The organism is Streptomyces bauhiniae, from assembly GCF_004784475.1.
GTDB classification, from domain to species: Bacteria; Actinomycetota; Actinomycetes; order Streptomycetales; family Streptomycetaceae; genus Streptomyces; species Streptomyces seoulensis.
The window spans coordinates 64,538-90,897 of record NZ_SRRT01000011.1 but is presented as its reverse complement, the minus strand read 5'-3'; the positions used below and the strand labels follow the sequence as shown (position 1 = coordinate 90,897).

At 72.7% G+C, this 26,360-nt stretch carries 21 protein-coding genes and 1 other RNA gene; 2 read left to right on the top strand and 20 right to left on the bottom strand.

Annotated elements, in window-relative coordinates; all coding sequences use genetic code 11:
- Nucleotides 1-21: 21 nt before the first annotated feature.
- The 8 genes from E5083_RS29525 to E5083_RS29490 form a co-directional block, all read right to left on the bottom strand.
- On the bottom strand, nucleotides 22-897 hold the full coding sequence (locus tag E5083_RS29525; protein ID WP_135788734.1) for a glycosyltransferase family 2 protein: 876 nt from the start codon (nucleotides 895-897) through the stop codon (nucleotides 22-24).
- A 29-nt stretch (nucleotides 898-926) separates the two neighbouring features.
- Nucleotides 927-2,033, bottom strand: coding sequence for an SUKH-4 family immunity protein (locus E5083_RS29520; RefSeq protein WP_135788733.1), 1,107 nt, complete (start codon nucleotides 2,031-2,033; stop codon nucleotides 927-929).
- Nucleotides 2,034-2,252: 219 nt separating this feature from the next.
- Complete coding sequence (locus E5083_RS29515; RefSeq protein ID WP_135788732.1) at nucleotides 2,253-4,559, bottom strand: xanthine dehydrogenase family protein molybdopterin-binding subunit; 2,307 nt, start codon at nucleotides 4,557-4,559, stop codon at nucleotides 2,253-2,255.
- Nucleotides 4,556-5,986, bottom strand: coding sequence for a 2Fe-2S iron-sulfur cluster-binding protein (locus E5083_RS29510; RefSeq protein WP_135788731.1), 1,431 nt, complete (start codon nucleotides 5,984-5,986; stop codon nucleotides 4,556-4,558). The genes E5083_RS29515 and E5083_RS29510 overlap by 4 nt, the downstream gene beginning before the upstream one ends.
- A complete protein-coding gene (locus E5083_RS29505) occupies nucleotides 5,983-6,876 on the bottom strand; it encodes an FAD binding domain-containing protein (protein ID WP_030810943.1) in 894 nt (297 codons plus the stop codon). The genes E5083_RS29510 and E5083_RS29505 overlap by 4 nt, the downstream gene beginning before the upstream one ends.
- A 225-nt stretch (nucleotides 6,877-7,101) precedes the next feature.
- Nucleotides 7,102-8,775 carry a beta-N-acetylhexosaminidase gene (locus E5083_RS29500; RefSeq protein ID WP_244317688.1) on the bottom strand — a complete coding sequence of 558 codons (1,674 nt, stop codon included), beginning with the start codon at nucleotides 8,773-8,775 and terminating at the stop codon, nucleotides 7,102-7,104.
- Between the two features lie 134 nt (nucleotides 8,776-8,909).
- Nucleotides 8,910-9,194, bottom strand: coding sequence for a DUF3039 domain-containing protein (locus tag E5083_RS29495; protein ID WP_030810948.1), 285 nt, complete (start codon nucleotides 9,192-9,194; stop codon nucleotides 8,910-8,912).
- A 29-nt stretch (nucleotides 9,195-9,223) separates the two neighbouring features.
- Nucleotides 9,224-9,799, bottom strand: coding sequence for a YqgE/AlgH family protein (locus E5083_RS29490; RefSeq protein WP_161191914.1), 576 nt, complete (start codon nucleotides 9,797-9,799; stop codon nucleotides 9,224-9,226).
- 246 nt (nucleotides 9,800-10,045) lie between these two features.
- Here E5083_RS29490 and murA point away from each other — a divergent pair, with 246 nt between their 5' ends.
- Nucleotides 10,046-11,386, top strand: coding sequence for a UDP-N-acetylglucosamine 1-carboxyvinyltransferase (gene murA, locus E5083_RS29485; protein WP_031182632.1), 1,341 nt, complete (start codon nucleotides 10,046-10,048; stop codon nucleotides 11,384-11,386).
- Between the two features lie 83 nt (nucleotides 11,387-11,469).
- Here the strand turns inward: murA and E5083_RS29480 are convergent, their stop codons facing one another.
- The 10 genes from E5083_RS29480 to E5083_RS29435 all read right to left on the bottom strand — a co-directional run bounded on the left by E5083_RS29480 (nucleotide 11,470) and on the right by E5083_RS29435 (nucleotide 23,983).
- Nucleotides 11,470-11,751 carry an HU family DNA-binding protein gene (locus E5083_RS29480; protein ID WP_018549700.1) on the bottom strand — a complete coding sequence of 94 codons (282 nt, stop codon included), beginning with the start codon at nucleotides 11,749-11,751 and terminating at the stop codon, nucleotides 11,470-11,472.
- 266 nt (nucleotides 11,752-12,017) lie between these two features.
- Entirely contained in the window at nucleotides 12,018-13,442 is a 1,425-nt protein-coding gene (locus E5083_RS29475; RefSeq protein ID WP_135788728.1) for an NAD-dependent malic enzyme, read from the bottom strand.
- A 324-nt stretch (nucleotides 13,443-13,766) separates the two neighbouring features.
- The gene (locus E5083_RS29470; RefSeq protein ID WP_135788727.1) at nucleotides 13,767-16,082 is read right to left on the bottom strand and encodes a HelD family protein; all 2,316 of its coding nucleotides are present in this window, start codon (nucleotides 16,080-16,082) and stop codon (nucleotides 13,767-13,769) included.
- 98 nt (nucleotides 16,083-16,180) lie between these two features.
- Entirely contained in the window at nucleotides 16,181-17,002 is an 822-nt protein-coding gene (locus E5083_RS29465) for an anti-sigma factor family protein (protein WP_135788726.1), read from the bottom strand.
- Nucleotides 17,002-17,595, bottom strand: a complete 594-nt coding sequence (locus E5083_RS29460; RefSeq protein WP_030810966.1) for a sigma-70 family RNA polymerase sigma factor — start codon at nucleotides 17,593-17,595, stop codon at nucleotides 17,002-17,004. The genes E5083_RS29465 and E5083_RS29460 overlap by 1 nt, the downstream gene beginning before the upstream one ends.
- A 270-nt stretch (nucleotides 17,596-17,865) precedes the next feature.
- Nucleotides 17,866-18,429 carry a CGNR zinc finger domain-containing protein gene (locus E5083_RS29455; RefSeq protein WP_135788725.1) on the bottom strand — a complete coding sequence of 188 codons (564 nt, stop codon included), beginning with the start codon at nucleotides 18,427-18,429 and terminating at the stop codon, nucleotides 17,866-17,868.
- Nucleotides 18,430-18,518: 89 nt separating this feature from the next.
- Nucleotides 18,519-19,703: an acyltransferase family protein gene (locus tag E5083_RS29450; RefSeq protein WP_135788724.1), complete on the bottom strand. Its 1,185-nt coding sequence runs from the start codon at nucleotides 19,701-19,703 to the stop codon at nucleotides 18,519-18,521.
- Nucleotides 19,700-21,847 (bottom strand): bifunctional polysaccharide deacetylase/glycosyltransferase family 2 protein, encoded by a 2,148-nt coding sequence (locus tag E5083_RS29445; RefSeq protein ID WP_135788723.1) that lies wholly within the window; start codon nucleotides 21,845-21,847, stop codon nucleotides 19,700-19,702. Before E5083_RS29445 ends, E5083_RS29450 begins: the two co-directional genes overlap by 4 nt.
- Before the next feature lie 17 nt (nucleotides 21,848-21,864).
- Nucleotides 21,865-22,656, bottom strand: a complete 792-nt coding sequence (locus tag E5083_RS31555) for a hypothetical protein (RefSeq protein WP_208754206.1) — start codon at nucleotides 22,654-22,656, stop codon at nucleotides 21,865-21,867.
- Nucleotides 22,657-23,017: 361 nt separating this feature from the next.
- The gene (locus tag E5083_RS29435) at nucleotides 23,018-23,983 is read right to left on the bottom strand and encodes a LysR family transcriptional regulator (protein WP_135788722.1); all 966 of its coding nucleotides are present in this window, start codon (nucleotides 23,981-23,983) and stop codon (nucleotides 23,018-23,020) included.
- Nucleotides 23,984-24,068: 85 nt separating this feature from the next.
- Here E5083_RS29435 and E5083_RS29430 point away from each other — a divergent pair, with 85 nt between their 5' ends.
- Complete coding sequence (locus E5083_RS29430; RefSeq protein WP_135788721.1) at nucleotides 24,069-25,253, top strand: MFS transporter; 1,185 nt, start codon at nucleotides 24,069-24,071, stop codon at nucleotides 25,251-25,253.
- Nucleotides 25,254-25,329: 76 nt separating this feature from the next.
- On the opposite strand, the gene ssrA is transcribed toward E5083_RS29430, so the two are convergent.
- Nucleotides 25,330-25,698, bottom strand: a transfer-messenger RNA (tmRNA) gene (gene ssrA / locus E5083_RS29425).
- 109 nt (nucleotides 25,699-25,807) lie between these two features.
- Nucleotides 25,808-26,359 carry an SsrA-binding protein SmpB gene (gene smpB, locus E5083_RS29420; protein WP_135788720.1) on the bottom strand — a complete coding sequence of 184 codons (552 nt, stop codon included), beginning with the start codon at nucleotides 26,357-26,359 and terminating at the stop codon, nucleotides 25,808-25,810.
- Nucleotide 26,360: the final 1 nt, after the last annotated feature.

The window sequence follows — 26,360 nt, the reverse complement described above, 5'->3', positions numbered from 1 at the left end:
CCCGAGCCGTGAACGTAAGCGTCAGACGACCGGTGGGCGGCCCGCCAGGGTCAGGCGGGCGATCGTCGTCCAGCGCAGCGGGGAGCGGGGGCCGCAGGGAGTGTGGAGGCCCTCGCGGAAGCCGGACAGGGTCGCGGTCAGGGCGGACCGGGTGCGGAGGCGGAACAGGGTCAGCACCGAGAAAGTCGCCAGGTGGACGGGGATCAGCGCGCGGGGCAGGTTGCGGCGGGCCAGCCAGACTCGATTGCGGGCGTTGAGGTGGTGGTAGGGGGTGTGGCGGGAGGGGTCCGTTGCCGGGTGGTGGGTGATGACGTCGGGGACGTAGCGGCCGGTGCCGCCGTGGTTCCAGAGGCGCCAGGAGAGGTCGATGCCCTCGTGGAACAGGAAGAAGTGGCCCGGCCAGCCCCCGGCCGCCTCGAACGCGGTACGGCGGATCATGACCACGCCCTCCGCCATCACCGTCACGATGCCGGGCCGGGCGGGGTCGGCCGCGCGTAGTCGGGGTACCCAGCGGCGCAGGGTGACGCCGGTGTCCGGGTCGGCGATGCGGGGCTGGACGTAAGCGAGTCCGGCGTCCCCGTCCAACTCGGCTGCCAGCCGGGCGAGTTCATCCCCTCCCGGCAGATGCGCGTCGTTGTCGAAGAAGAACAGGAACTCCCCCCGAACGTGCGCGGCACCGACGTTGCGGCCCTCCGGAATGCCGACGTTCTCCGGCAGTACGACCGTGCGGATGCCCGCCGGCACCTGTTCCGGGACGCAGCCGTTGCCGACCACGACCACGTCCAGGTCGATGCCCTCCTGGGCGAGCAGGCAGGCCAGGGCGCGCGGAAACTCCACCGGCCGGTCGTTCATCGTCAGCACCACGGCGCCGACGGACAAAGGTGCGTTTGGGCTCATAGTGGGGCGACGTTATCGCGCCGGGCCCCTCAGAGCACGCCGCCCGCCTCCCCCCGCAGCAGCTCCGTCCAGTAGTGCCAAGGGCCCCCGGCAGACGCCCCCGTCGGGTCCAGGACCGCCAGCGTGTCCAGCATCGCCGCTGCCAGTTGGTCGTACGCGAGGGTTGTCAGCTCGTGCGACAGGTGGGTGTCGATGGTGCGTTCGTGGTGGAGGAGCCAGAGGGTGTAGGCGAGGGTGGAGGCGTCGGTGTTGAGGGGGTGGAGGGTGGAGTCCGTGTGGGTGAGGATCGCGCCGGTGTGGCCGTTGAGGACGAGGGTGGTGTCCGGGGTGAGGGAACCGAGGCGGATGAGGTGGGCGGGCTCGGAGTCGTCCGCGTAGTACTCCGTCAGCGTCGGCAGCAGCAGTTCCGTGTCGACCACCTGCTCCGGCAGCCCCGTCTCACGGAGGAAGCGGCGGGTCGGCTCGTGGGTGAGGGTGGGCGGGAAGTCGGTCTCCTCGAAGCGGGCCACGCGCCCGTGCCCGAACTCCGCGTCCAGCAGCCGACCCGGCATCTCCAGGGCGAGCCCCGCCGAACCCGGCGCCGGGACCAGGGACAGCGGGCGGATCAGCGCCGCCGCCTTCCAGTACGCCGGGACCGCGCCGTCCGTCCCCGCCTCGAACAGCGCCAGCAGCCGGCGGGACGCCTCGCCGGCGACACCCGGCCCGTACTGGCCCGCGAGGGAGGCGAACCGGCCGCGCAGGCCCGCCAGTTCCTCGGTGACGGCGGCGAAGCGGAGCATGGTGGTGAGGGAGGGTGCGAACGGCCGCGTGCGCGACGGGGCCGTGAGGTACGCGGTGGTGATCTCACCCGTCGCGCCGTCGAGCAGTATCGACTCGCGGTTCATCCCGGCCGGGTTGAGCAGTTCCCCGATGACCAGCCGGTCCCGCAGCTCGTCCGCCAGCCGGCACGGGCCGTCGGTCGCGTCGGCGAGCCTGCGCAGCCCGTGCGCGCGCAAGGGGGCGAAGGTCAGCGGGCCGGTGTCCGGGGGCAGTCCGGGACCGGCGAGCAGCCCACGCGTCGGCGCGTGCGTGACCCAGCCGTCCAGCTCGGCCTCGGTCAACGTGATCGCCGTGACCCCGGCATCGGTCATGCTCATGGCTCGCTCCCCCGCGATCGGACTCGGTACGGCGGGCTCCGCTGCGGCGGCCGTCCCCGACTCCAAGAACCCTAGACCGCACCACTGACAACGCCCCGAGCCGAAAGACGCACGGGCCCGCGACCTCGTTGCCTCAGGGAAGCAAGTTCATCCGAACAGGCGACCTCAGCCGTGCATAAGGCGACCCCAGCCGCCCCAAGAAGCCGAACAAACCCCAGCTCACCGCGCGTTGACCACAGCCGCCTGCGGCCGGATCGGCAACCGGTTCACCGGCCGCCCCGTAGCCGCCCGCACCGCCGACGCGATCGCCGCGGGCGACGTCACCACCGGCACCGCGCTGACCGGCTTCGCGCCGAACGGCGCTACCACGTCCCGCTCCTCGACCAGCTTCACGATCCGGATGTCCGGCGCGTCCAGCGCGGTCGGCAGCGCGTACCCGGTGAGGTCGGGATGGCGGATCAGCCCGCGCGGCGTACGGAGGTTCTCGGTGAGCGCGATGCCCACGCCCTGCGTGACCCCGCCCTCGATCCGCGCCGCCAGTTGCGCGGGGTTGAGCACCCGGCCCACGTCCTGCGCGACCGCCAGCTCCACCACCCGTACCGAGCCCAGCTCCACGTCGACGTCGACCACCGCGCGGATCGCGCAGAAGGCGAGGCCGACGAAGGCGTCACCCTGCCCGGCGCCATCCAGCGGCTCGGTGGGGTGCGGGCGGCACTGGGCGGTGGCCCACAGTTCCTTGCCCTCCAGCGCCTCGGTGACGGTGGTGGAGAGCACCCCGTCGTACGAGGTGATCTTGCCGTCGGCGATCTGGAGCAGCTCGGTGGACATGCCGAACTGGTGCGCCAGCGGCTGCAGGAGCTGGGTGCGGACCATCTTGGCCGCCCGCTCCACCGCCCCGCCGGAGACCCAGGTGTGGCGGCCCCGGCAGCCGGGGCCGGCCGGGGGCTGGTCGGTGTCGACCGGGGCGACGTGCACCTCGTCGATGCCGAGCGTCTCCTGCACGATCTGCCGGGCCAGCGTGGTGAACCCCTGCCCGGACTCCACGGCCGCGCAGAGCACGGTGGCGACGCCGTCGTGGACGCGTACGGTCGCGGTGGAGACCTCGTCGGTGCCCTCCGCGCCGAGCATGTGCACCATGCCGAGGCCGTAGCCGACGCCCCGGCGCACCGCGCCCGGCTCGCCCGCGCCCTCGGGGCCGCCGGGCAGCAGCCAGTCCTCCTCCGGGCCGTCCTTGGGCAGGGCCGGCAGCGGGAAGTCCCGTACGGCGGTGAGGAGTTCGGCGACCGGGGCCGGGCAGGTCACGGTCTGGCCGATGGGGAGCACGTCGCCGGTGGCCAGCACGTTACGCAGCCGCACCTCGGCCGGGTCCAGGCCCAGCTTCTTGGCCAGCTTGTCCATCTGCGCCTCGTAGGCGGCGCACACCTGCATCGCGCCCTCGCCGCGCACATGGCCGGAGGGCGGGTTGTTGGTGCGTACGGCCCAGCCCTCGATGAAGGCGTTCGGCACGACATAGGGGCCGCACGCGAAGGAGACGGCGACGGCCAGGGCGTCGGCGGAGGTGTCGGCGTAGGCGCCCGCGTCCAGCAGGATCTGCGCCTCGACCTTGACGAGTCTGCCCTCGGCGTCCGCGTGGTGGCGGTAGCGCAGCAGGGTGGGGTGGCGGTGGGCGTGCCCGAGGAAGGACTCCTCGCGGCTGGCGGTGAGCTTCACCGGGCAGCCGGTGCGCAACGCGAGCAGACCGAGGGGCAGTTGGAAGCCCTGGTCCTCGCGGTCGGCGGTGGCGCCGGGCACGCCGGTGACGACGATCTTCACCCGGTCGGCGGGCAGCCCGAAGCAGGCGGCGGCGGTGTTGCGGTCGCTGTGCGGGTCGGTGGAGGCGAGGTACAGCTCCACCCCGCCGTCCGGGCGCGGTACGGCGAGCCCGGCCTCGGCGCCGATGGGCGCGGGGTCCTGGCGGCCGATGCGGTACAGGCCCTCCACGACGATCTCGCCGGCCGCGTCGGGGTCGCCGTGGCGCAGCGGGATGTGCCGGATCAGGTTGCCGTCCGGGTGCAGCGGCTCGGCCTCGAAGGCGCGCTCGGGGTCGGTGACCGGGTCCAGGGGCTCGTACTCGACGATGACGGCGGCGGCGGCCATCCGCGCGGTGTCGGGGTGGTCGGCGGCGACGGCGGCGATGGGCTCGCCGTGGTGGCGGACCACCTCGGAGGCGAACACCGGCCGGTCGGGGGTGCCCCGGCCGTGCCGGGAGGTGCCGGGCACGTCCTCGTGGGTGACGACGGCCCGTACGCCGGGCATGGCGCGCGCGTGCGTGGTGTCGATGGAGACGATGCGCGCGTGCGCGTGCGGGGAGCGCAGCACGGCGGCCCACAGCAGGCCCTCGGCCCACAGGTCGGCCGCGTACGGGAAGGTGCCCTCGGTCTTGGCGCGGGCGTCGGCGTGGGGCAGGGAGGCACCCAGGCCGTGCGGCAGGGGCTCGGCCGCGGGGGCTTCCGCCGCCGTGGTCGCGGTGGCGGCTTCGTCGCTCACGCCTGGCCTCCGTCCTGGCCGTGGTGCGGGTCGTGCGGGTGGTCCTGCGGGGCGCCGAACGCGCCGAAGGCACCGGGTGCTTCGAACGCCGAGGGGTGCACGCCGCCGGAGCCGGGTCCCGCCTGGTGCGGGATGCGCGCGGCGGGGTCGTCCGGCTCGGCATCGGCCCCGAGGCCGGCCTCGCGCTCGGCGACGACGTCGCGTACGGCGTCGAGCACGCCCCGGTAGCCGGAGCAGCGGCAGAGGTTGCCGCAGAGCGCCTGGCGGGTCTCCAGCTCGGTGGGGGCCGGGTTGCCCTCCAGCAGGTCGTGCAGGGTCATGGCGATGCCGGGTACGCAGAAGCCGCACTGCACGGCGCCGCACCGGGCCAGCGCCCGCTGGACGTCGGAGGGGTGCCCGCCGCTCGCCAGGCCCTCGACGGTACGGACCTCGCTGCCCGCGGCGGTGACCGCCGGGACCAGGCAGGAGGCCACGAGCCGTCCGTCGACCTGGACGTTGCACGCCCCGCACTCGCCCTGCGAGCAGCCGTCCTTGGCGCCCGCGAGGCCGAGGCGCTCGCGCAGCACGTAGAGCAGGGACTCGCCGATCCAGGCGTCGGTGACGGGCCGGTCGGCGCCGTTGACGCGCAGCACGTAGGAGGCGAGGGGGTGTTCGTCCTGGGGCGGGGGTGGCGGTTCCTCGTCCTCGGCGTCCTCGCCGGCCATGTCCTCTTCGGCCGCGGGGGGCTCCTCCACGGCCTCGGGAGCCGCCTCGGGCTCCCCGGTCGCGTCCTCGTCCGACGGGCCGTCAGAGGCGCCCTCAGGGGCCTCCACGGGGCTCTCGCCGTCCTCGGCGGGCTCGGCGGCCTCCTCGGCATCAGTGACCGGAGCGGCCTCCTGCTCAGGCGCCGCAGACTCCTGCGGGCCCCAAGCGCCCCCGATCGTGTCCGTGACCCACGGCGCGGCCGCGCCGCCGGGCAGGACGGGCGGGGCGGCGCCCCACTGCTCGGCCAGCGCGGAGGTGGTGAACTCGCCGGACTCGTCGGGCAGATCGCCCCCGGCGACCGGCACGGACCACTGCCCGGTGACGTCGTGGCCGGACGCGGCGGCGGTCTCCTCGGGAGCCCAGTGCCCCTGCGCCTCGGGCTGGTAGGTGAACCGGTCGTCGCCGTGCGGCTGCTGCTGGGCCGGGACGGTGTCCTGCGCGGGCCACTGCTCCTGGGCGCCCCACGCGTTCTCGTCCTCGGGCGGGGTCGTTATCCGGGGCGGCACATAGCCGTGGCCCGGCGCGGCCAGCGGGCTGTCACCGGCGAGCAGGGCGTCGATGCCGCCCTCGGGGAGCTGCACGAAGGCGGTCGCGCCGTCGTCGTACTCGCCCTGGGGCAGCGGGTTCCAGCGGCCGCCGCCCTGGGGCGTGTCGTCCTCGTGTCCGCGCTGGTCGTCGGTCACGACAGCGCCCTCCCCAGTGCTCGTCGTGCCAGCGCGGCGACGGTGCGCCGCAGGTGCAGTACCGCGGGCGGCAGCGGGACGACCGTGCCGTCCGGCTCCGGCACCGGGTCGGGGATGCAGGCCGCGGCGACGTACTCGCCGAACGCCTGCAGGGCTTCGGGGACGAGGACGCGGTCGTTGTCCCAGTCGATGAGCTGCGCGACCCACTGCTCGGCGTCCAGCGGGCGCAGCGGCATCGGCGCTATGGCACCGACCGCGCACCGCACTCCGCGCCGGGCGGGGTCGAGGACGAGGGCGACGGAGGCGACCGAGCGGCCGGGCCCGGTGCGTCCGGTGGCCTTGAGGAAGACCTGGGGGGCGTGCAGCAGCGGAACCCGGACGTAGCCGATGAGTTCGCCGCCGCGCAGCATCTCGACCCCGGCCAGCAGGTGCGAGACGGGGACCTCGCGGCGGGCGCCGTCCGGTCCGGCGACGATCAGCGTGGCCTCCAGCGCGGCCAGCACCGGCAGCGCGTCACCGGTGGGCGCGGCGGAGGCGATGTTGCCGCCGAGGGTGCCCGCGTTGCGGATGTGCGGCGGTCCGGCGGCGCGCGCGGCGGCGGCGAGCGCCGGGATCAGCGCGGCGAAGTCGGGGCGGCCCATGCGGGCGTGGGTGAGGCCGGCGCCGAGCAGCGCGTGGCCGTCCTGGTACTGCCAGCCGCGGATCTCGCTGATCCGGCCGAGGCCGACCAGCGCGGCGGGCCTGAGCTGCCCGGAGTTGACGGCCGCCATGAGGTCGGTGCCGCCGGCGACGGGGACCGCGGCGGGCATGGCGGTCAGGGCCGCCACCGCCTCGTCCAGCGTCGTGGGCAGCGTGACGGCCTGTGCCGCCTGCGGTGCGTGCGTGGTCAAACCGGCTGCCCCTTCCCGCTGCCCCACCTGGTCGCGCCTGTGCTGCCGTACGGTACGTGCTGACAGGGCGGACGTGGCAACTCTGGCACATCTTCGCAAGGCTCGGACGCGCGGGTCGGCCAAGGGGTGTTGACCCACTCCATCGGGCGGATGGTCCCGTTTACACCAGCATCTTCGGGTGGGTCCGATTGACCCTCTTCGGTGAGGTCACGGGTGGTTCTCCCGTTACGTGTCCGGGCGGGCGTTCGAGGGCACGGGGGCCGTGGGTTCCGGCTCGGCGGGCGGTCCGGCGAAAGGCCGTCCCGGCACTCCGGGGCGCCGCTGCCAGGGGTGGGGGCCGCCGGGCGGCCGGTACGCGACGCCGAGGGCGTCAAGTCGCCGGTAGTGGGCGCCCATCCGGCGCTCGAAGTCCGCGAGGTCCCGCTCGGCGGGCGCGGGCAGCGGACTCCAGGCGACCTCGGCGAACGCGGCGAGCCGGGGGAAGACCTGGTAGTCCACGCGTCCGGCGTCCTCGGTCACCTCGGTCCACACATTGGCCTGGGCGCCCAGCGCATGGCGTGCTTCCTCGGCGGTGAGACCGTCCGGTACGGGCTCGAACCGGTAGACGTCGGCCAGGGTGCGGACGTAGCCGATGGGCACCGGCTCGTCCTCGCCGGGCGCCTGCCGGTGATCGAGGTAGACGTGCTGCTCGGGGCACATGACCACGTCGTGTCCGGCCCGCGCGGCGATCCGGCCGCCCCGGTGCCCGCGCCAGGAGGAGACCACGGCGCCGGGCGGGAGCGGGCCGTCGAGGATCTCGTCCCAGCCGAGCATCCGGCGCCCGCGCGCGGCCAGCCAGGCCCCGAAGTGGCCGGCGAACCAGGCGCGCAGCCCGTCCACGTCGAGGAGTCCGAGTTCGGCGGCGCGGGCCCGCGCGGTGGCCGACTTCCGCCACTGGTCCGGCGGGCACTCGTCGCCGCCGAGGTGCACGAAGGGCGACGGGAACAGCGCCAGCACCTCCTCCAGCACGCCCTCGTAGAACGCGAGGACGGCCTCGGTGGGGGCGAGCACGTACGGGGAGATCCCCCAGTCGTCCCGGACGGTGACGGCGGCGGTGTCGACGGCGTCGGTGTTGCCGAGTTCCGGGTAGGCGGCGATGGCGGCCTGGGAGTGGCCGGGGAGATCGATTTCCGGGACGACGGTGATATGCCGTTCGGCGGCGTAGGAGACGATCTCCCGGATGTCGTCCTGGGTGTAGTGGCCGCCGTGCGGTTTCGCCTCCCAGAGAGGGGACGAGCGGTGGCCGAATTTGGTCCGCGTGCGCCAGGAGCCGACCTCGGTGAGCCGGGGGTGGCGCTTGATCTCGATGCGCCAGCCTTGATCGTCCGTCAGGTGCAAGTGCAGGACGTTGAGTTTGTGCGCGGCCAGCAGATCGAGATAGCGCAGCACTCCTTCCTTGGGCATGAAGTGCCGGGCCACGTCGAGCAGCATGCCGCGCCAGCCGAACCGGGGCGTGTCGCTGATCCGCACCGGCGGCAGCCGCCAGGTCCGGCCGGGCAGCGGGGCGCGCCGGAAGGCGTCGGGGCCGAGCAGTTGCCGTAGCGTCTGGGCGCCCCAGAACAGCCCGGCCGGACCGCCTCCGCGCAGGTCGGCGCCGCTGGGCGTGACGTCGAGCCGGTAGCCCTCGGCGCCGAGTTCCGCGGTGAGACGCGGGTCGACGGTGAGCCGTACGGCGTTCTCGGCGGCGGGGTCGGCCGGGGCCAGGGGGAAGCCGGTGGCCGCGCCCAGGGTGCCGCGCAGCCAGCGGGCGGTGCTCTCGGCGCCCTCCCCCGAGGCCGCCAGACCGGTGCCGGGACCGAGCAGGAATCCCTCGCCCGGTCCCCCGTACGCCTCCACCGGCGCCGGAATCACATCCGTCACTTCAGCCCCCGCAATACCTCGGCGCACAGCCCGGAATCCATATCAGGGGGACGTTGCCCCGGCGCCCGGTGAAACACGCGCGAAAAACGCGGGGAAGGGCGCCGGCGGCAATCCGTGAAGGGGGGACGGCGGGGTTACTTCTTGTCCTTGTCCCCGCCCTTGTCGCCACCGCTGCTCATGGACTCGTAGATCTCTTTGCACATGGGGCAGACGGGGTACTTCTTCGGGTCGCGGCCCGGCACCCAGACCTTGCCGCACAGCGCCACGACGGGGGTGCCGTCCAGGGCGCTCGCCATGATCTTGTCCTTCTGGACGTAGTGGGCGAAGCGCTCATGGTCGCCGTCACCGTGGGACACCTGCGGCGTCGGCTCGACGAGGGTCCCCGTACCAGTCCCGCGCTCGGGCTCAAGAGTGCTCATAAGCCCAAGGGTACTGAAGCTCACGGGCATCAGTTGAGCGATGGGTCGTCCGGATACGTGGCCACCATCGCGAGGTCTCCGCGCTGCCGGCGCAGCACCTCACGCCACAGCCGTTCGGGCGCCGGGGAGGAGATGTCGCCGGGCTCGGACTCGACCACGTACCAGGCGCCCTGGTCCAGCTCGTCCTGGAGCTGGCCCGGCCCCCAGCCCGCGTACCCGGCGAAGATGCGCAGCGCGCCGAGGGCGGAGGCGACCAGCTCGGGCGGGGTCTCCAGGTCGACCAGGCCGATCGCGCCGTGCACCTGCCGCCAGCCGAGCGGGGCCGCGCCCTCCCCCTCCCCGCCGCCGGGGACCACGGCGATGCCGAGCGCGGAGTCCAGCGAGACGGGGCCGCCCTGGAAGACCACGCCGGGCTCGCCCGCCAGGGCCGCCCAGCCGGCCAGCACATCCCGCACGTCCACCGGGGTGGGCCGGTTGAGGACCACACCCAGGGAGCCCTCCTCGTCGTGGTCGAGGAGGAGCACCACCGCGCGGTCGAAGTTCGGGTCCGCCAGAGCGGGGGTCGCCACGAGCAGCCGCCCTGTGAGCGAGGACACCTCGGTCATGCCAGACATGATCCCGCATCTTGGGCCCGTGTGGGGGCCTGGAGGCGCATGAACAGGGAGCACGTCCGTACGGAGGCGCACAGCTCCGGTGACCCGACGTGCCCGTCAGGAAACCGTTCGTGTTGTGACACGGCTGGCGGGTACTCGGGCTTACGGACGAAGGGTGATCGGCGATTACCCTGTCTCTCCGGCCCCTGCGCAAAGTGATCGGCCGACCCCTGCCCGACTCATCGGAACGCGAGATTCATGACCGTCAACGACGATGTCCTGCTTGTCCACGGCGGAACCCCGCTGGAGGGCGAGATCCGTGTCCGCGGTGCGAAGAACCTCGTGCCGAAGGCCATGGTCGCCGCCCTTCTGGGCAGCGCGCCCAGCCGCCTGCGCAACGTCCCGGACATCCGAGACGTGCGGGTCGTGCGCGGCCTGCTCCAGTTGCACGGGGTGACGGTGCGGCCGGGCGAGGAGCCGGGCGAGCTGATCCTGGACCCGACCTACGTCGAGAGCGCGAACGTCGCCGACATCGACGCCCACGCGGGTTCCAGCCGTATCCCGATCCTGTTCTGCGGCCCGCTGCTGCACCGTCTGGGCCACGCCTTCATCCCGGGCCTCGGCGGCTGCGACATCGGCGGCCGGCCGATCGACTTCCACTTCGACGTGCTGCGCCAGTTCGGCGCGACCATCGAGAAGCGGGCAGACGGCCAGTACCTGGAGGCCCCGCAGCGGCTGCGCGGCACGAAGATCGACCTGCCGTACCCGTCGGTGGGCGCCACCGAGCAGGTGCTGCTGACGGCCGTGCTGGCCGAGGGTGTCACCGAGCTGTCCAACGCGGCCGTGGAGCCCGAGATCGAGGACCTCATCTGCGTACTGCAGAAGATGGGCGCGATCATCGCCATGGACACCGACCGGACGATCCGCATCACCGGTGTGGACTCGCTCGGCGGCTACAACCACCGCGCCCTCCCGGACCGCCTGGAGGCCGCCTCCTGGGCTTCCGCGGCGCTCGCGACCGGCGGCAACATCTACGTCCGGGGCGCCCAGCAGCGCTCGATGATGACGTTCCTGAACACCTACCGCAAGGTCGGCGGCGCCTTCGAGATCGACGACGAGGGCATCCGCTTCTGGCACCCCGGCGGCCAGCTCAAGTCCATCGCGCTGGAGACGGACGTGCACCCCGGCTTCCAGACCGACTGGCAGCAGCCGCTGGTGGTGGCCCTCACCCAGGCCACGGGCCTGTCCATCGTCCACGAGACGGTGTACGAGTCACGGCTCGGCTTCACCTCGGCGCTGAACCAGATGGGCGCGCACATCCAGCTCTACCGCGAGTGCCTGGGCGGCTCGGACTGCCGCTTCGGCGCGCGGAACTTCCTGCACTCGGCGGTCGTCTCCGGCCCCACCAAGCTCCAGGGCGCCGACCTGGTCATCCCCGACCTGCGCGGCGGCTTCTCGTACCTCATCGCGGCCCTCGCCGCCGAGGGCACCTCGCGGGTCCACGGCATCGACCTGATCAACCGCGGCTACGAGAACTTCATGGAGAAGCTCGTGGAACTGGGCGCGAAGGTCGAACTGCCGGGCAAGGCGCTCGGCTGACAGCCCCGAAGTACGCCGAGTACTCCGCGTACGCAGAATGGGCGGCCCCCTCACGGGGAGCCGCCCACTTTGCGTTATGGGGGTTACTTGCCCTTGGCGGCTTCCTTGAGCTTCGAGCCCGCGGAGACCTTCACGCTGAAGCCGGCCGGGATGTTGATGGGCTCACCGGTCTGCGGGTTGCGCGCGGTACGAGCGGCACGGTGGGTGCGCTCGAAGGTCAGGAAGCCGGGGATGGTGACCTTCTCGTCGCCCTTGGAGACGATGTCGCCGACGACCTCGGCGAACGCGGCCAGCACGGCGTCGGCGTCCTTGCGGGTCACCTCGGCGCGGTCGGCCAGCGCGGCCACCAGCTCACTGCGGTTCATGTTCTTACTCCCGTGTTCTTCTTGCCAATGAGGCGTGAGGTGAGATCGATGCCGATGCGCTCGCGCCCAGAGACGCATCCTGCCCCTACCTGCGGCGGGAAAGCCAATCCGGCACCCGTAGGAGTCATGAGACCACCCTGGGGAGTCACAGGAAAGCGCCTGCCCCGCCGACACCCTAGAGGGCGTCACGACCGGGGAACCGACGACTCGCCGTAGGGGAGGCCGCGCCGGTCCACACAACCTCCCCGACCCTACGGCAAGCGCCGCTAGGACGCCGCAGCAGCCGCTCCGGCCGCCTTGGCGGCCTCCCGGACGGCCCCGGCCACGGCGCCCGCGACCTTGTCGTTGAAGACGCTGGGGACGATGTAGTTCGGGTTCAGCTCGTCCTCGGTCACCACGTTGGCCAGCGCCTGCGCGGCGGCGAGCATCATCTCGGTGTTGACGGTGCGGGACTGGGCGTCCAGCAGGCCCCGGAAGACACCGGGGAAGACCAGCACGTTGTTGATCTGGTTGGGGAAGTCCGAGCGGCCGGTGGCCACCACGGCGGCCGTCTGCCGGGCCACCGCGGGGTCGACCTCGGGGTCCGGGTTCGCCAGTGCGAAGACGATCGCGCCGTCCGCCATGGCGGCCACGTCGGTGCCGTCCAGCACGTTCGGGGCGGAGACGCCGATGAAGACGTCGGCGCCGCGCACGGCCTCCTTGAGGGTGCCGGTGAGGTTCTCGGGGTTGGTGTTGTCCGCGATCCAGCGCAGCGCGGAGTCCGGGTAGGCGTCCACCAGGTCCTCGCGGCCGGCGTGCACCACGCCGTGGATGTCGGCGACGACGGCGTTCTTGACGCCCGCGGCCAGCAGCAGCTTCAGGATGGCCGTACCGGCCGCTCCGGCGCCGGACATGACCACCCGGATGGACTCCATCGAACGGCCGGTGACGCGCAGCGCGTTGGTCAGCGCGGCGAGCACGACGATGGCGGTGCCGTGCTGGTCGTCGTGGAAGACCGGGATGTCCAGGGCCTCGCGCAGCCGGGCCTCGATCTCGAAGCAGCGGGGCGCGGAGATGTCCTCCAGGTTGATGCCCGCGAAGCCGGGGGCGATGGCCTTGACGATCTCCACGATCGCGTCGGTGTCCTGGGTGTCCAGGCACAGCGGCCAGGCGTCGATGCCGGCGAACCGCTTGAACAGGGCCGCCTTGCCCTCCATGACCGGCAGCGCGGCCTTGGGTCCGATGTTGCCGAGGCCGAGCACCGCGGAACCGTCCGTCACGACCGCAACGGAGTTGCGCTTGATGGTCAGGCGCCGGGCGTCCTCGGGGTTCTCCGCGATGGCCATGCAGACGCGGGCCACACCGGGCGTGTAGACCATGGAGAGGTCGTCACGGTTGCGGATGGGGTGCTTGGACTGCATCTCGATCTTGCCGCCGAGGTGCATCAGGAACGTACGGTCGGAGACCTTGCCGAGGGTGACGCCCTCGATGTTCCGCAGCTCCTCGACGATCTCGTCGGCGTGCGCGGTGGAGCTGGCCGCGATGGTGACGTCGATCCGGAGCTTCTCGTGCCCGGAGGCGGTGACGTCGAGGCCGGTGACCGAGCCTCCGGAGGACTCGACGGCGGTGGTGAGCTGCGATACGGCCGTTCCGCTCGCGGGCACCTCCAACCGGACCGTCATCGAGTAGGAGACGCTGGGCGCCGTTGCCATGGCCGACTTCCTCTGCTTTCACCGTGTCGCGTGTTGTGCCGTCCGATCGTCGCACCTACCGCCGAGTACGTGGTAGTCGGCTCCGATTGCGGACGTTGTGTTCTCGGGCCGTTGCCCAAGACGAGAGGCCCACGTCACAAAGGACGTGGGCCTCTCGCTCACATTCATGACACCGACCCGCCATGCTCGCCTCGCGGCAAGTGGTCGCTCGTAGCGACGAAGGTTGGGCCCGGGGGCTTGGATCGGGCCGGTGTCACGTCAAGGCTAACAAACGGACCCCCAGGGGCATTCCCCCGTGCGCGAGGTTCCGTAAAACAGCCCCGTTCAGTCCCGCAGCAGGTCCGGGACGCGGGCCGCGTCCGGCTCGTCGCGGTCGCCGGAGACGACGGTGAGCTGCTGGGTCGCGCGGGTGAGGGCGACGTACAGCACGCGCAGGCCGGCCGGGGACTCGTCGGCGATCTCGGCCGGGGAGACGACCACGGTCGCGTCGTACTCCAGGCCCTTGGCCTCCAGGCTGCCGAGGGCGACCACGCGGTCCCCGAGCCCGGCGAGCCAGCGGCGGGCCTCCTCGCGCCGGTTCATGGCGACGACGACGCCGACGGTGCCGTCCACCAGGGAGAGCAGCCGCTCGGCCTCCGCGCGGACCGTGTCGGCCAGGGAGTCCCCGGCCACCTCGAAGCGCGGCCGGACGCCGGTGGAGCGTACGGCGCGGGGGGACTCGGAGCCGGGCATGGCGAGGGCAAGCACCTTGGCGGCCAGCTCGGCGATCTCGGCCGGGTTGCGGTAGTTGACGGTCAGCTCGAAGCGGCGCCGGGGTCTGGAGCCCAGGGCCTCGTCGCGGGCCTCGGCCGCCTCGTCCGGGTCGGACCAGGAGGACTGGGCGGGGTCGCCGACGACCGTCCAGGTGGCGTGCCGGCCCCTGCGGCCGACCATGCGCCACTGCATCGGGGTGAGGTCCTGCGCCTCGTCCACGATGACGTGCGCGTACTCGGTGCGCTCCTGGGCCAGCCGCTCGGCGCGCTCGCGCTGGGTCTCCTCGCGCACCGGCATCAGCTCCTCCAGGCCGGTGAGCTGGTCCAGCGGGTCGAGTTCGCGCTTCTTGCGGGGGCGGGCCGGGGCGCCGAGGATCGCCTGGAGTTCGTCCAGCATGGCGATGTCGTGCACGGAGAAGCCGTCCCGCTTCAGCGCGCGGGCGACCTTGCGGACCTCGCCGGGGTTGAGCACCCGGCGGGCCCAGCGGCCGAGGCGTCTCTCGTCGGCCATGGCGGCGAGGACGCCCTTGGGGGTCAGCTCGGGCCACCAGGCGTCGAGGAAGGCGAGGAAGGAGTCCTCGTCGGCAACGTCGTCGTCGAAGGAGGCGCGCAGCTCGGCGGCCAGCTCCGGGTCGGTGTGCCGGGAGGCGGCGCCGGACTTGGCCCACAGGGCGTCCAGCAGCAGCTTGCGGGCGCGGGGGCGGAGCAGGTTGACCGGAGCGGTGCCGCCGAGCGCGGTGCGGCGGACGTTCTCCAGCTCGCCGGCCTCCAGTTCCAGGCGGCGGCCGAAGGCGACCACGCGGAGCCGGTCGGGCAGCGCGTTGCCGTCGCTGCCGAGTTCCAGGGCGCCGCGCGCGGCCCGGCGCAGCACCTTCAGCATCCGGTACGAGCCCTTGGCGCGGGCGACGGCCGGGGAGTCGTGGAGCGTGGCCTCGACACCGTCGACCAGGGAGCCGATCGCGCGGATGGCGACCTGGCCCTCCTCGCCGAGCGAGGGCAGCACGCCCTCGGTGTAGGCCACCAGCAGCGGGGTCGGCGAGACGATCAGGATGCCGCCCGCGTAGCGTCTGCGGTCCTGGTAGAGCAGGTAGGCCGCGCGGTGCAGGGCGACGGCGGTCTTGCCGGTGCCGGGGCCGCCCTCCACGTAGGTGACGGAGGCGGCGGGGGCGCGGATGACCTGGTCCTGCTCGGCCTGGATCGAGGAGACGATGTCCCGCATGGTGTGCCCGCGCGCCTGGCCGAGGGCGGCCATGAGGGCGCCGTCGCCGATGACGGGCAGCTCCTCGCCGTCCAGGGTGGCCGTCAGCTCGGGGCGCATCAGGTCGTCCTCCACGCCGAGGACCCGGCGGCCCTTGGAGCGGATGACCCGGCGCCGCACGACCCGGCCGGGGTCGACCGGGGTGGAGCGGTAGAACGGCGCGGCGGCCGGCGCCCGCCAGTCGATGACCAGCGGCGAGTAGTCCTCGTCCAGCACGCCGATCCGCCCGATGTGCAGGGTCTCGGCGATGTCGGCGGTGTTGTCGGGGCGCACGGCACCCTCGGCGGGCTCGACGGCGGTGTACGCGCCGTCCGGACCCTTCTTGCCGTCCTTGCCCTGGAGCAGGTCGACCCGGCCGAAGAGGAAGTCCTCGAACTCGTTGTTCAGCCGGTTGAGATGGATGCCGGCCCGGAAGACCTGCGCGTCCCGCTCGGCCAGCGCGCCCGGCGTGCCCACATGGCCGCGCTGGGCCGCGTCGTGCATCAGGAACTCGGCCTCGTGGATCTTCTCCTCGAGCCGCCGGTACACCCGGTCCAGGTGTTCCTGTTCGACGCTGATCTCCCGGTCCCGGACGGAGTCGTTCGCGCCGTGTACCGAAAGATCCGCGGACTGCTGAACCTGAGCGGCCACCGGGCCCCCTTCTGACGTGCTGGGCAGCCGTCAACCGTACGCGAAGAGGACCCGGCAAAGCTACGCGGGCGTGATTTCAGGCACCTGCCAGGCACCCACTAGGCGTCCACTTGGACCAGCTTCTTGCCGTCCAGGGTCATGACGTCGAAGTGGTCGATCTCGCCGGGCTGGAGAGCGGTGCCGCCCCCGATGAACAGCGGGTTGCGGGCCTGCTCGGTCTTGGCGTCCGGGAGGCCGTAGCCGTCCTTGGGCACGCTCCAGGAGCCGAGCGTCTGCCGCTCGCCGTTCTTGCCGACCGCGATCAGGGAGCACTTCTGCTCGCCCTTGACACCGGCGAGGCGCAGCACCGCGTCGGTGCCCCACGTCTTGCCCTGCAGGGCGACGGTCGCGGAGACGCCGGTTCCGGCGTCCGTGCCGGTGACCTTGGTGGGCAACTGGGCGAAGTGGTCCTTGGCGGAGGCGGCCAGCGGGGTCGCCGTCTGACTCGTGCCACCACCGCTCACCGACATCACGGCCACCGGGCCGCCGATGATCAGCGCGGCCGCGGCGGCGACCAGGTAGAAGCCGCGGCGCCGCTTGCTCGCGCGCCGCTCCGCCACCTCGTCGACCAGCTTCTCGACCAGCCTCGGGGTGGGCCGCGCGGACAGCGACTCCCCGATGACCGGGGTGCTGCCGGTGCCCGGCAGGTCGGCGAGGGCGGCCAGCATGGGCTCCATCCCCGCGAGTTCGTCCAGTTGCTGGGCGCACCATTCGCAGCCGGCGAGGTGCGTCTCGAACGCGGTCGCCTCGGTGTCGTCGAGAATTCCGAGGGCGTAGGCGCCGACGGTCTCGTGCTCGTTCGGCACCGGAGATCCCTGCATGCCGCCAGACATACCCGTACTCCCCGCGCCGAATCCTCGCATTCCCCCGTACACGCTCATCACGCCGTCACCCCCCGCTCCTCCAGCGCCAGCTTCATCGATCGCAGGGCGTAGAACACCCGTGAGCGGACTGTGCCGCTGGGTATCCCGAGGGTCTGGGCCGCCTCGTTGACCGTACGCCCCTTGAAGTAGGTCTCGACGAGCACCTCCCGGTGGGCCGGGGTCAGGTCGTCGAGCGCGTCCGTCAGCGTCATCAGCCACAGCGCCTTGTCGATCTCGTCCTCCGCGGGGATGACCTCCAGCGGCGACGGATCGACCTCCTGCGGCCGGGCCTGCCGGCTGCGGTGGCCGTCGATGACGATGCGCCGGGCGACCGTCACCAGCCAGGGGCGTACCGAACCGGTCGCCCGATTGAGCTGACCGGCGTTCTTCCAGGCACGGATGAGCGTTTCCTGTACGACGTCCTCGGCGCGCTGCCGGTCACCGGCGACCAGCCGGAGGACATAGGCGAGCAGCGGTCCGGCGTGCTCCCGGTACAGGGCCCGCATCAACTCCTCGTCGGGTTCCGACGATTGTGAGGGCTGCGAGGACATGCGATGTCGGGCCCTCGATCCACGTTCATTGGCCACGGCCGCATCCTTGCGCACGCCCACCTCCGGTGTCCGGGGCTTGCCCCCGTCGGTCGCTCGCCCCTTCGTACGGGGCGGGAGGCGTGGTTGTTCAAGGTGGGGTGGTGTTTTTCTCAAGGGTGGTGTGACGAGCGGGACATGCGCGCACATTCTCACCGCGCGATCTTTACATTTCCGACACGGCGTCAAGCGAGCTTGCGCTGCCCTGACTTATGGTCAGGCAAACCCCGTGTTGCCCAAATCACATGACCCAAGTGAAGGTGCTTTTCCGGCACTTGGGCCGTACCCGGACGTTCAGGACCGTGCGAGCGCGACCCGCCTGCGGTGCCGGGCGACCCGCTCACGGTTCCCGCACACCTCGCTGGAACACCATCGCCTGCGGCGCCCGCGCGAGGTGTCGAGATACAGCAACGGACATCCCTCCCCCGCGCATTCACGCACGGCCGCCCGCGCGAGGGGGTCGGTGAGGAGGTCGATGGCGTCGCGGGCGAGGAGGGAGAGAAGCGCGGCGGCCGTGGGCACCTCGGCCAACTCCCGTACGAGCGGCCCGTTCTGCTGGGCGACGGCCCGGACGGCGGGGGGTGCGGCGGCGCGGGCGGTGCGGTTGACGCGGTCCAGGGAGTCAACGGGGGCGCGGGAGGCTCGTACCAACCTCTCTATGTGCCACCGCAGTTCCAGGAACCGCACGACCCAGACCCCGTCGGCCTGCCCCAGCGGAGTCCCCGTCGGCACCAGCCCGGCCGCGACCACCCAGGCCGCCAACTCCCCCGCCGTACCGATCCGTTCCTCCGGGTGCGCGGTGGCCAGGAGGTCCAGGCAACTTCGCCCGGCGTCGAATCGGGGCGTACCGAGTGCCATGCGCTGCGTCACCGCCTGGGCAGGAGGGCGTCTTCTCGCTCCCCTCCACAGTGCGCCTCCGGCCCGGCGGCCGGAACCCCCCGTGCCCGTCAGGCCGCGCGGTGGTGGCCGGCCGGGCGCGGGCGTCCGTCCGGCCAGAGCTGGGGCCTGCGTTTCGCCGCCAGGTCCTCCGCCCAGCCGAAGGTGACGACGCAGGCGCAGATCAGGGTCCAGGTGAGGGCGAGGACGGGCCAGGGGCTCTCCAGGAGCCAGGGGCACTTCTCGTCCAGGACGTCGTAGCGCCAGAGCTGGTCCCAGAGGGTGGAGGCGGTCAGGATGCAGAGGTTGTGCCAGAGATAGATGGTCACCGCGCGGGAGTTGAGCAGGGTGACCAGGCGGTCGAAGGGGCGCAGCAGGCGGGGCCATTCGGTCCAGGTCGGGCTGATGTGCAGCAGGAGCAGCACGGTGGCCAGGGACCAGAGGGACTGGGCGAACGGTATGTCGTCCAGGTCGTGCCCCGGCCGGAAGCCGTGCGTGAGCGCGTACCAGAGGCCCAGCCCGGCGACGATGGGGGCGACGGACGGCACCACGTAGCGCGGGATGCGCTTCAGGACCCCCTGCTGGTGGGCCATGCCGAGAATCCAGCAGGCGCCGAAGGTGCTGAAGTCGGTCAGCGCCGACGGGATGCGCTCGCCGGGAAGCTGGAGGTGGCCGAACTCGAAGGCCGCGGCCAGCGCGACGGGTGCCAGCACGGTGGTCCACGGGATCGCCTTCAGCGCCCTCAGCAGGAGCGGGGAGAGCAGCACGAACCACAGGTAGGCGCGGATGTACCAGAGCGGTCCGGCCAGTTCGGCCGCCCAGTCCGGGCCGAGCACCCCGTGGACGCCGGGCAGCGTGCCCGCGTACGGCGGGTCGCTCAGCGGCAGCACCCAGAAGCCGAGGTGGACGAACCACCAGGCGGGGTGCCCCTCGGCGTCCGGCCGCCAGCCCTGGAGCACCATGCCGGACACCCCGAGCGCCCCCAACAGCCAGAGCGGGGGCAGCAGTCGGCGCAGCCGGCCCCGTACGACGTCCACGGCGGGGCGCTTCAGCGAGCGGGCCATCAGGTTGCCGGCGAGGGCGAACATCACGCCCATGGACGGGAAGACCACGGGCAGCCAGGCCCAGCCCATGAGGTGGTAGAAGACGACCCGGAAGAGGGCGACCGCGCGGAGCAGGTCGAAGTAGCGGTCCCGGACCGGCGCTCGGCGCCGTACCGGCTCGGGAGCCACTTCGGGAGTGAGAGCCGTCGTCATCGCAGCGCTCCTTCGGCCGGGACCGGGGCCGACACCCCGCCCTTGCGGCGGAGCTTCTGCCAGCGCAGCCGGCCGCCGGTGAGTGCCGTGATCCAGGACTGGAGCAGCACGACGTACATGAGCTGGCGGTACAGGAGTTGCTGGAGCGGCAGCGAGATCAGCGGGGTGAGCCGCTCCCGGTCCAGCGCGAAGGCGTAGGCCGCGCACACCGCCTGGACGGCCAGCACGGCGAACCAGGACGCGATGGTCTTGCCGGTCGGGCCGAAGACCAGGCCGTAGACGAGGAAGAGGTCGATCAGCGGGGCCAGCAGCGGGGCGACCACCATGAACAGGGAGACCAGCGGCAGTCCGACCCGGCCGAACCGCCCGGAGGGACCGCGTTCCAGCACGGCCCGGCGGTGTTTCCAGATGGCCTGCATGGTGCCGTAGGACCAGCGGTAGCGCTGGGACCAGAGCTGGCGTACGGACTCCGGGGCCTCGGTCCAGGCGCGGGCCTTCTCCGCGTAGACCACCCGCCAGCCGTCGCGGTGCAGGGCCATGGTGATGTCGGTGTCCTCGGCGAGGGTGTCGTCGCTCATCCCGCCGACCCGCTCCAGCGCGGTACGGCGGAACGCGCCGACGGCGCCGGGGATGGTGGGCATGCAGCGCAGCACGTCGTACATCCGGCGGTCCAGGTTGAAGCCCATCACGTACTCGATGTGCTGCCAGGCGCCGATGAGGGTGTCCTTGTTGCCGACCTTGGCGTTGCCCGCGACGGCGCCGACGCGCGGGTCGGCGAAGGGCTGCACCAGCTCGCGGACGGTGGACGGCTCGAAGACGGTGTCGCCGTCCATCATCACGATCAGGTCGTGACTGGCGTTCGCCAGGCCCCGGTTGAGGGCGGCGGGCTTGCCCGCGTTGTGCTGCCGGACCACCCGGACGCCGGGCAGCGCGAGCCCCTCCACGATGCGGGCGGTGCCGTCGGAGGAGCCGTCGTCGACGACGATGACCTCCACCGGGTGCTCCCCGCCGACCAGTGAACGCACCGTGTTCTCGATGCACTTGGCCTCGTTGTACGCGGGCACCAGCACGGTCGCCGGTTCGGTGACCGGCTCCGGGCCCCAGCGAAAGCCCCGGCGGCGGGTGCGGCGGGCGTGCGTGGCGGACAGCAGCAGCATCAGCCCGAACCGGCCGAAGACCAGGACGCCGATGACGGCGAGGCCCACGACGAGCGCGGCGGTGATGCCGTCGGCCGCCTTGACCAGCGCGATCCACGCCTTGCCGGTCCACAGGCCGACCCCGGTGACGGGAGTGTCGGCGCTCGGGGCGTCGAGCGCCTGGGTGAGGGTCTGGAAGCGGTAGCCCTGGGCCTGGAGCCGGGGCAGCAGGGTGTCGATCGCCTGGATGGTCTGGCTCCGGTCGCCGCCGGAGTCGTGCATCAGGACGACCGCGCCCCTGCCCTTCGCGGGCGTGGCCCGGCGGATGATCTCCTCGACCCCCGGCCTGCGCCAGTCCTCGCTGTCCCGGTCGTTGAGGACGATCAAGTAGCCCCGCCCGCCGATGTACTTGGCCACCGGCCAGGAGCGGTCGTCCATCGCGGAGGCGAAGGAGGAGTACGGGGGCCGGAACAGCGAGCTGCGGATTCCGGCCGCGCCCGCGAGGGCCAACTGCCCCTGGGACAGCTCCCAGTCGACCCGCCGCTGGGACTGGTAGGAGAGGTCGGGGTGGTTGAAGGTGTGCAGGCCGACCTCGTGCCCCTCGGCCACCATGCGCCGGACCAGCTCGGGATAGCGGGAGGTCATCGTGCCGGTCACGAAGAACGTGGCCCGCGCGTGGTTCCGCTTGAGCGCGTCGAGGACCTGGGGCGTCCAGGTCGGGTCGGGGCCGTCGTCGAAGGTCAGCACGATGCGCTGCTTCGGCACCCGGAGGCTGTCGGTGCGCCCCCCTCGGGTGTCGATGACGGGACCGCCGTCGGTGACCTTCGCGGGTACGTGCCCGCCGGGCGCCTCGGGCCGGACGCGGTGGTCGGCGAGGATCTCGTTGTGGACGTAGCCGCGCAGCATGAGCATGGCCAGCGTGGCGAGCAGGAACAGGAAGGCCAGCAGCGGGCGCAGCGGAAGACGGCGGCGCCGGGGCAGCGCCCGGCGGGCGGTTCGCGGAGTCATCGGAGGTTCTTCCGGTTTCAGGACGCGGCGGGCCGGCCGGCCGAGCCCTGGGGCTGCGGGCCGCCTCCGCCTGCCGGGGACTCGGTGGCGGCCGGGCTGGGCGCGGTGGTGCTCGGCACCGGGGACGCCTCGGTGGACGCGGTCGCGGTGGGCGTCGGCTTGGGGCTGACCCCGCCGGGCGCGGGCGGCGCGGACCGCCGGGGCGTCGGGCTCGCGGCGGCGGGCGGCCGGGCCGCCGTGGTACCGGTGGCGGCCGGGCTCTGCCGTCCCGGTACGGGTACGGCGGCGACGGTGGCCGGTGCGGTGCCCGGCGCCGTCGGTTCCGTACCCGTACCGGTGCCGGTGCCGGGGTGGCCGCCGCCGGGCGCGGCCGGGGCCGAGGCGCTGGGCACCGGCGAGGAGTCGACGCGGCTCGCGGGCTTGTCCTCCTTCTGCGGCACCGGCAGCCAGGGCGCGTCGGAGCTGCCGGAGAGCAGGGTGACGCCGATGACGACGGCGTACCCCGCGCAGAGCCCGGCGACCAGCAGGCCGAGGCGGCGGAAGGTACGGCTGCGGCGGCCGGACTCGTCCACGAACACCGGCCGGTCCGAGGCGTCGGCGGGCTCCGGGCCCTCGGCCTGGACGGAGTCGAGCTGGACGGTCACCTCGTGCGGATCGTGGGCCTCGGAGCCGGCCGTGCCGGAGCGGTCGCCGGAGGGGCGGAACTCGGCCGCCACGTCCGGGGCCCCGGAGCGCGGGAGCAGGGCTGTCGCGTCGGCCCCGGCGAGGGCGGCCGGACCGCCCCGGAGCATCTCCGTCGCGGCGAACACTCCTGCGTCGGACGGACGTACGACGCGTGGGAACGCGGCGCGTCCCCCGCCCGGCCGGTCCCCGCGCGGTGGCGCCAAGTCGGCTTCCGCGACGGTTCCGGTTTCCGGGAAAGCTTGGGTGGAACCCCCTGTCACCTGCATGTGTTGTGCCGCCGAGGCCACGTCGGGCCATTCCGGTCGGCGTTCTTCCCGCCATTGTTCCATGTACGCGCATCCCCCCACGGGACTGTTCCGGGGTGCGCCGGCGACACCGAGCACGCGCCGGCCGGACCAGGCCCCCACCCGGTCCGAGCGCCCCCCTCTACCCCAGTGCTCGGGTCCCCGAATGTAGCGCAAGGTGAGTCCGCGTGTGCTCGGAGTGTCAGAAAGGGCGGCTCATCACCTCGAAATCGGTGGCTGGAATCCATCGGTCACCGGGCGGCGAAAGCCACCTTTCGGCGCGCGCCAGCTCGGCAGCCGCCGCCTTCAGCGCGTCCAGCGCGGGATGGACCAGCCCCTTCCGCCACACCAGCGAGACGGGCGAAAGCGGAACCGGATCGACCAGCGGCCGCAGCGCCGCGCCCGACATGGCCGGAAAATCCACCACCGCGAGCACCGGCATCCGGCTCGCCGCCATCACGCGGGCGAACTCCTCGGCGCCGAGAACCACCGGATGGGGTGGCGCGAGCCGGATGCCGCGTCCCTCGAAGAGCTGACGCGCCAGCTCGGTCCACTCCCGCGTGCCGGGGTTGCCCGCGCCGGCGTACACCGTCTCCCCGGCGAGCGCCCCGAGCGGCACCTCGGGCAGCGCGGCCAGCGGGTGGTCCTCGGGCAGCAGCACCGCCATCTGCTCGTAGCGCACCGGCTGTTGGGCGAGGTCGGAGCGCAGCGCCGGGTCCAGACCGGCGTAGCGGCCGAAGGAGACGTCAAGCCGCCCGGCGAGCAACGCGGCCGCCGCTCCGGTGAGCCCGCGCTCGTAGCGGGCCAACAGCTCGTGCGCGGGCGCCAGTTCGCGGGCCCGGAGCAGCACCCGGTGGGCGGTGAGGGGGCCTTCGGAGTTGACGTCGACCAGCAGCGGGCGGGCGGTGCCGAAGGCGGCGAGAAGGTCGTCCTGGGCGGCGAGCACCCGCCGGGCGTGCGGCAGCAGGCGCTCGCCGTCCGCGGTGAGCGTCACCTGCCGGGTGGTGCGGACGAACAGCTCGGCGCCCAGCTCCCGTTCGAGCCGCCGTACGTCCCGGCTGAGCGCCTGCTGGGCGACGTAGAGCCGGGCGGCGGCGCGGGTGAAGTGCAGTTCCTCGGCGACGGCCACGAAGGCGCGCAGCAGCCGGGGTTCGATCGCGGGAGGCATGGCGGCGAACTTACAACGCGGGTGCGTGAATCGGCGCGGAACAGGTGTTGGACCGGCGTCCGCAGCGCGGGAGAGCGTGAGCGTCATGCCCCCGCAGACCGCACCGGCCTACCGCCGGCTCTTCGCCCGCCCCGGCAGCCTCGCCTTCACCGCCGGCAACCTGCTCGCCCGCCTCCCGGTGGGCATGGCCGGGGTGAGCGCGGTGGTGATGATCGCCGGTGCGCGCGGCTCGTACGCCCTGGCCGGTGCGGTGAGCGCGACCGGGCTGGTGGCGAGCGGGCTCGCGGGGCCCTGGCTGGCCCGCCTGGTCGACCGGTACGGGCAGGCGAGGGTGGCCCGGCCGGCGACCCTGGTGGCGGTGCTCGGCGCCCTCGCCCTGCTGCTGTGCGTGCGGTACGACGCCCCCGACTGGACGCTGTTCGCCGCGTACGCCTCCTGGGCGGCCACGCCCAACGTCGGCGGGCTGTCCCGCGCCCGCTGGGCCCACCTGCTGCGGGACGATCCCGACGCCCGGCACACCGCGAACTCCTTCGAGCAGGCCGCCGACGAGCTGTGCTTCATGCTGGGCCCGGCCCTGGCGTCCTTCCTGACCGGCACCCTCTTCCCCGAGGCGGGCACCCTCGCCGGGGCCGCGCTGCTGGCGGCCGGGATGCTGCTGTTCACCGCCCAGCGCGCGACCGAGCCGCCTCCGAGCCCCCGCACCAAGGCGCCGTCCCCGCTGCGCGCCCCCGGTATCCGGCCCCTGCTGGTCTGCTTCACGGCGACCGGGGCGGTGTTCGGGTCGATGGAGGTCGTCACGGTGGCGTACGCCGACGCCCAGGGACACCGCGCGCTGGCCGGGGTCGTGCTCGCCCTCCAGGCGGCGGGGTCGTGCGCGGCGGGCCTGCTGTACGGGGCGCTGCCTCCGGGGCCGGCCGCACGGCGGCTTCGGCGGTGTCTGCCCGCGATGGCCGCGCTGATGACCCTGCCCTGGCTCGCGGCCACCACCGGGTCGCTCTGGGTGCTCGCGGGTGCCCTGCTGGTGGCGGGCACGGCGACCGCGCCGACCATGGTGACCGCGATGACGCTGGTCCAGGAGCGCACCCCGGAGGGGCGCCTGAACGAGGGCATGAGCCTGGTGGTGACCGCGCTGCTCACCGGCATCGCCTGCGGCTCGGCCTCCGGCGGCTGGGCGGCGGACCACCTCGGCGCGGGCACGGCGTACGCGATACCGGCGCTGGCGGCCTCGGCGGCCTGTCTGCTGGGCTGGGTGCTGCGGGGCGCCCGGTGAAAAGACGAAGGCCCCGCCGCTCGAAAGCGACGGGGCCTTTGCCCACATGGGTTCCGAAGGCCCGAGGGCCTTCCGATCGTGGAGATGGCGGGAATCGAACCCGCGTCCACCGGTGCAGAAACAGGGCTTCTCCGTGTGCAGTCCGCTTCGATTTTCTCGGCCCCGGAGATCACGCGGACAAGTCTCCGACGGGCTCAGTCACTGTTAGATTTCCCTCTTCACCCCGTGACCGGGATCAAGGTTTAGTTCCCTAGCTGATGCCAGGAACCGGGTCGGGAACAGCCCCGGGCTGACACTTCGCAAGTCGCTACTTAGGCAGCGAGGGCGAAGGAATCGCGCTTGGTGTTGGCGATTATTTTTTGCGACATATGGTTTACGAGATCATTGCCGCTTCCTCGACACGCTTCCCCTGCTTCGACATCCGCTGTCGAAACCGATCATCCCCATGTTGTTTTTTCAATGCCCCCCGCAGGAGGCGGCGCACCCTCGATGGAGTGCTGTGCCATCGTACGTGACCAACGCGGGAGTGTGCCAGCCTATTCCCGCGGGCCCGGTCAGACGCCGCGCTGCTTGCGCTTGGCGGCCGCGATGGCCCGGTCCGACTCGCGCCGGTCCTGCTTCTCGCGCAGGGTCTGCCGCTTGTCGTACTCCTTCTTGCCGCGGGCCAGCGCGATCTCCGCCTTGGCCCGGCCGTCCTTGAAGTACAGGGCGAGGGGCACGATGGTGTGGCCCGTCTCCTGGGACTTCGCCTCCAGCTTGTCGATCTCCTCGCGGTGCAGCAGCAGCTTGCGCTTGCGGCGCACGGCGTGGTTGGTCCAGGTGCCCTGGCTGTACTCGGGGATGTGGGCGTTGTGCAGCCACGCCTCGTTCCCGTCGATCTGGACGAATCCGTCCGCCAGCGAGGCCCGGCCCTGCCGCAGCGACTTCACCTCGGTGCCGGACAGCACGATCCCGGCCTCGTAGGTGTCGATGATCGCGTAGTCGTGCCGGGCCTTCTTGTTCTGGGCGACGAGCTTGCGCTTGCCGTCCTTGACCTTGCCCTTGGCCAAGGCCGCCCCGCCCTGCTTGGGCTGGGACTCCTTCGGTACGTACATTCCCTTGCTCATA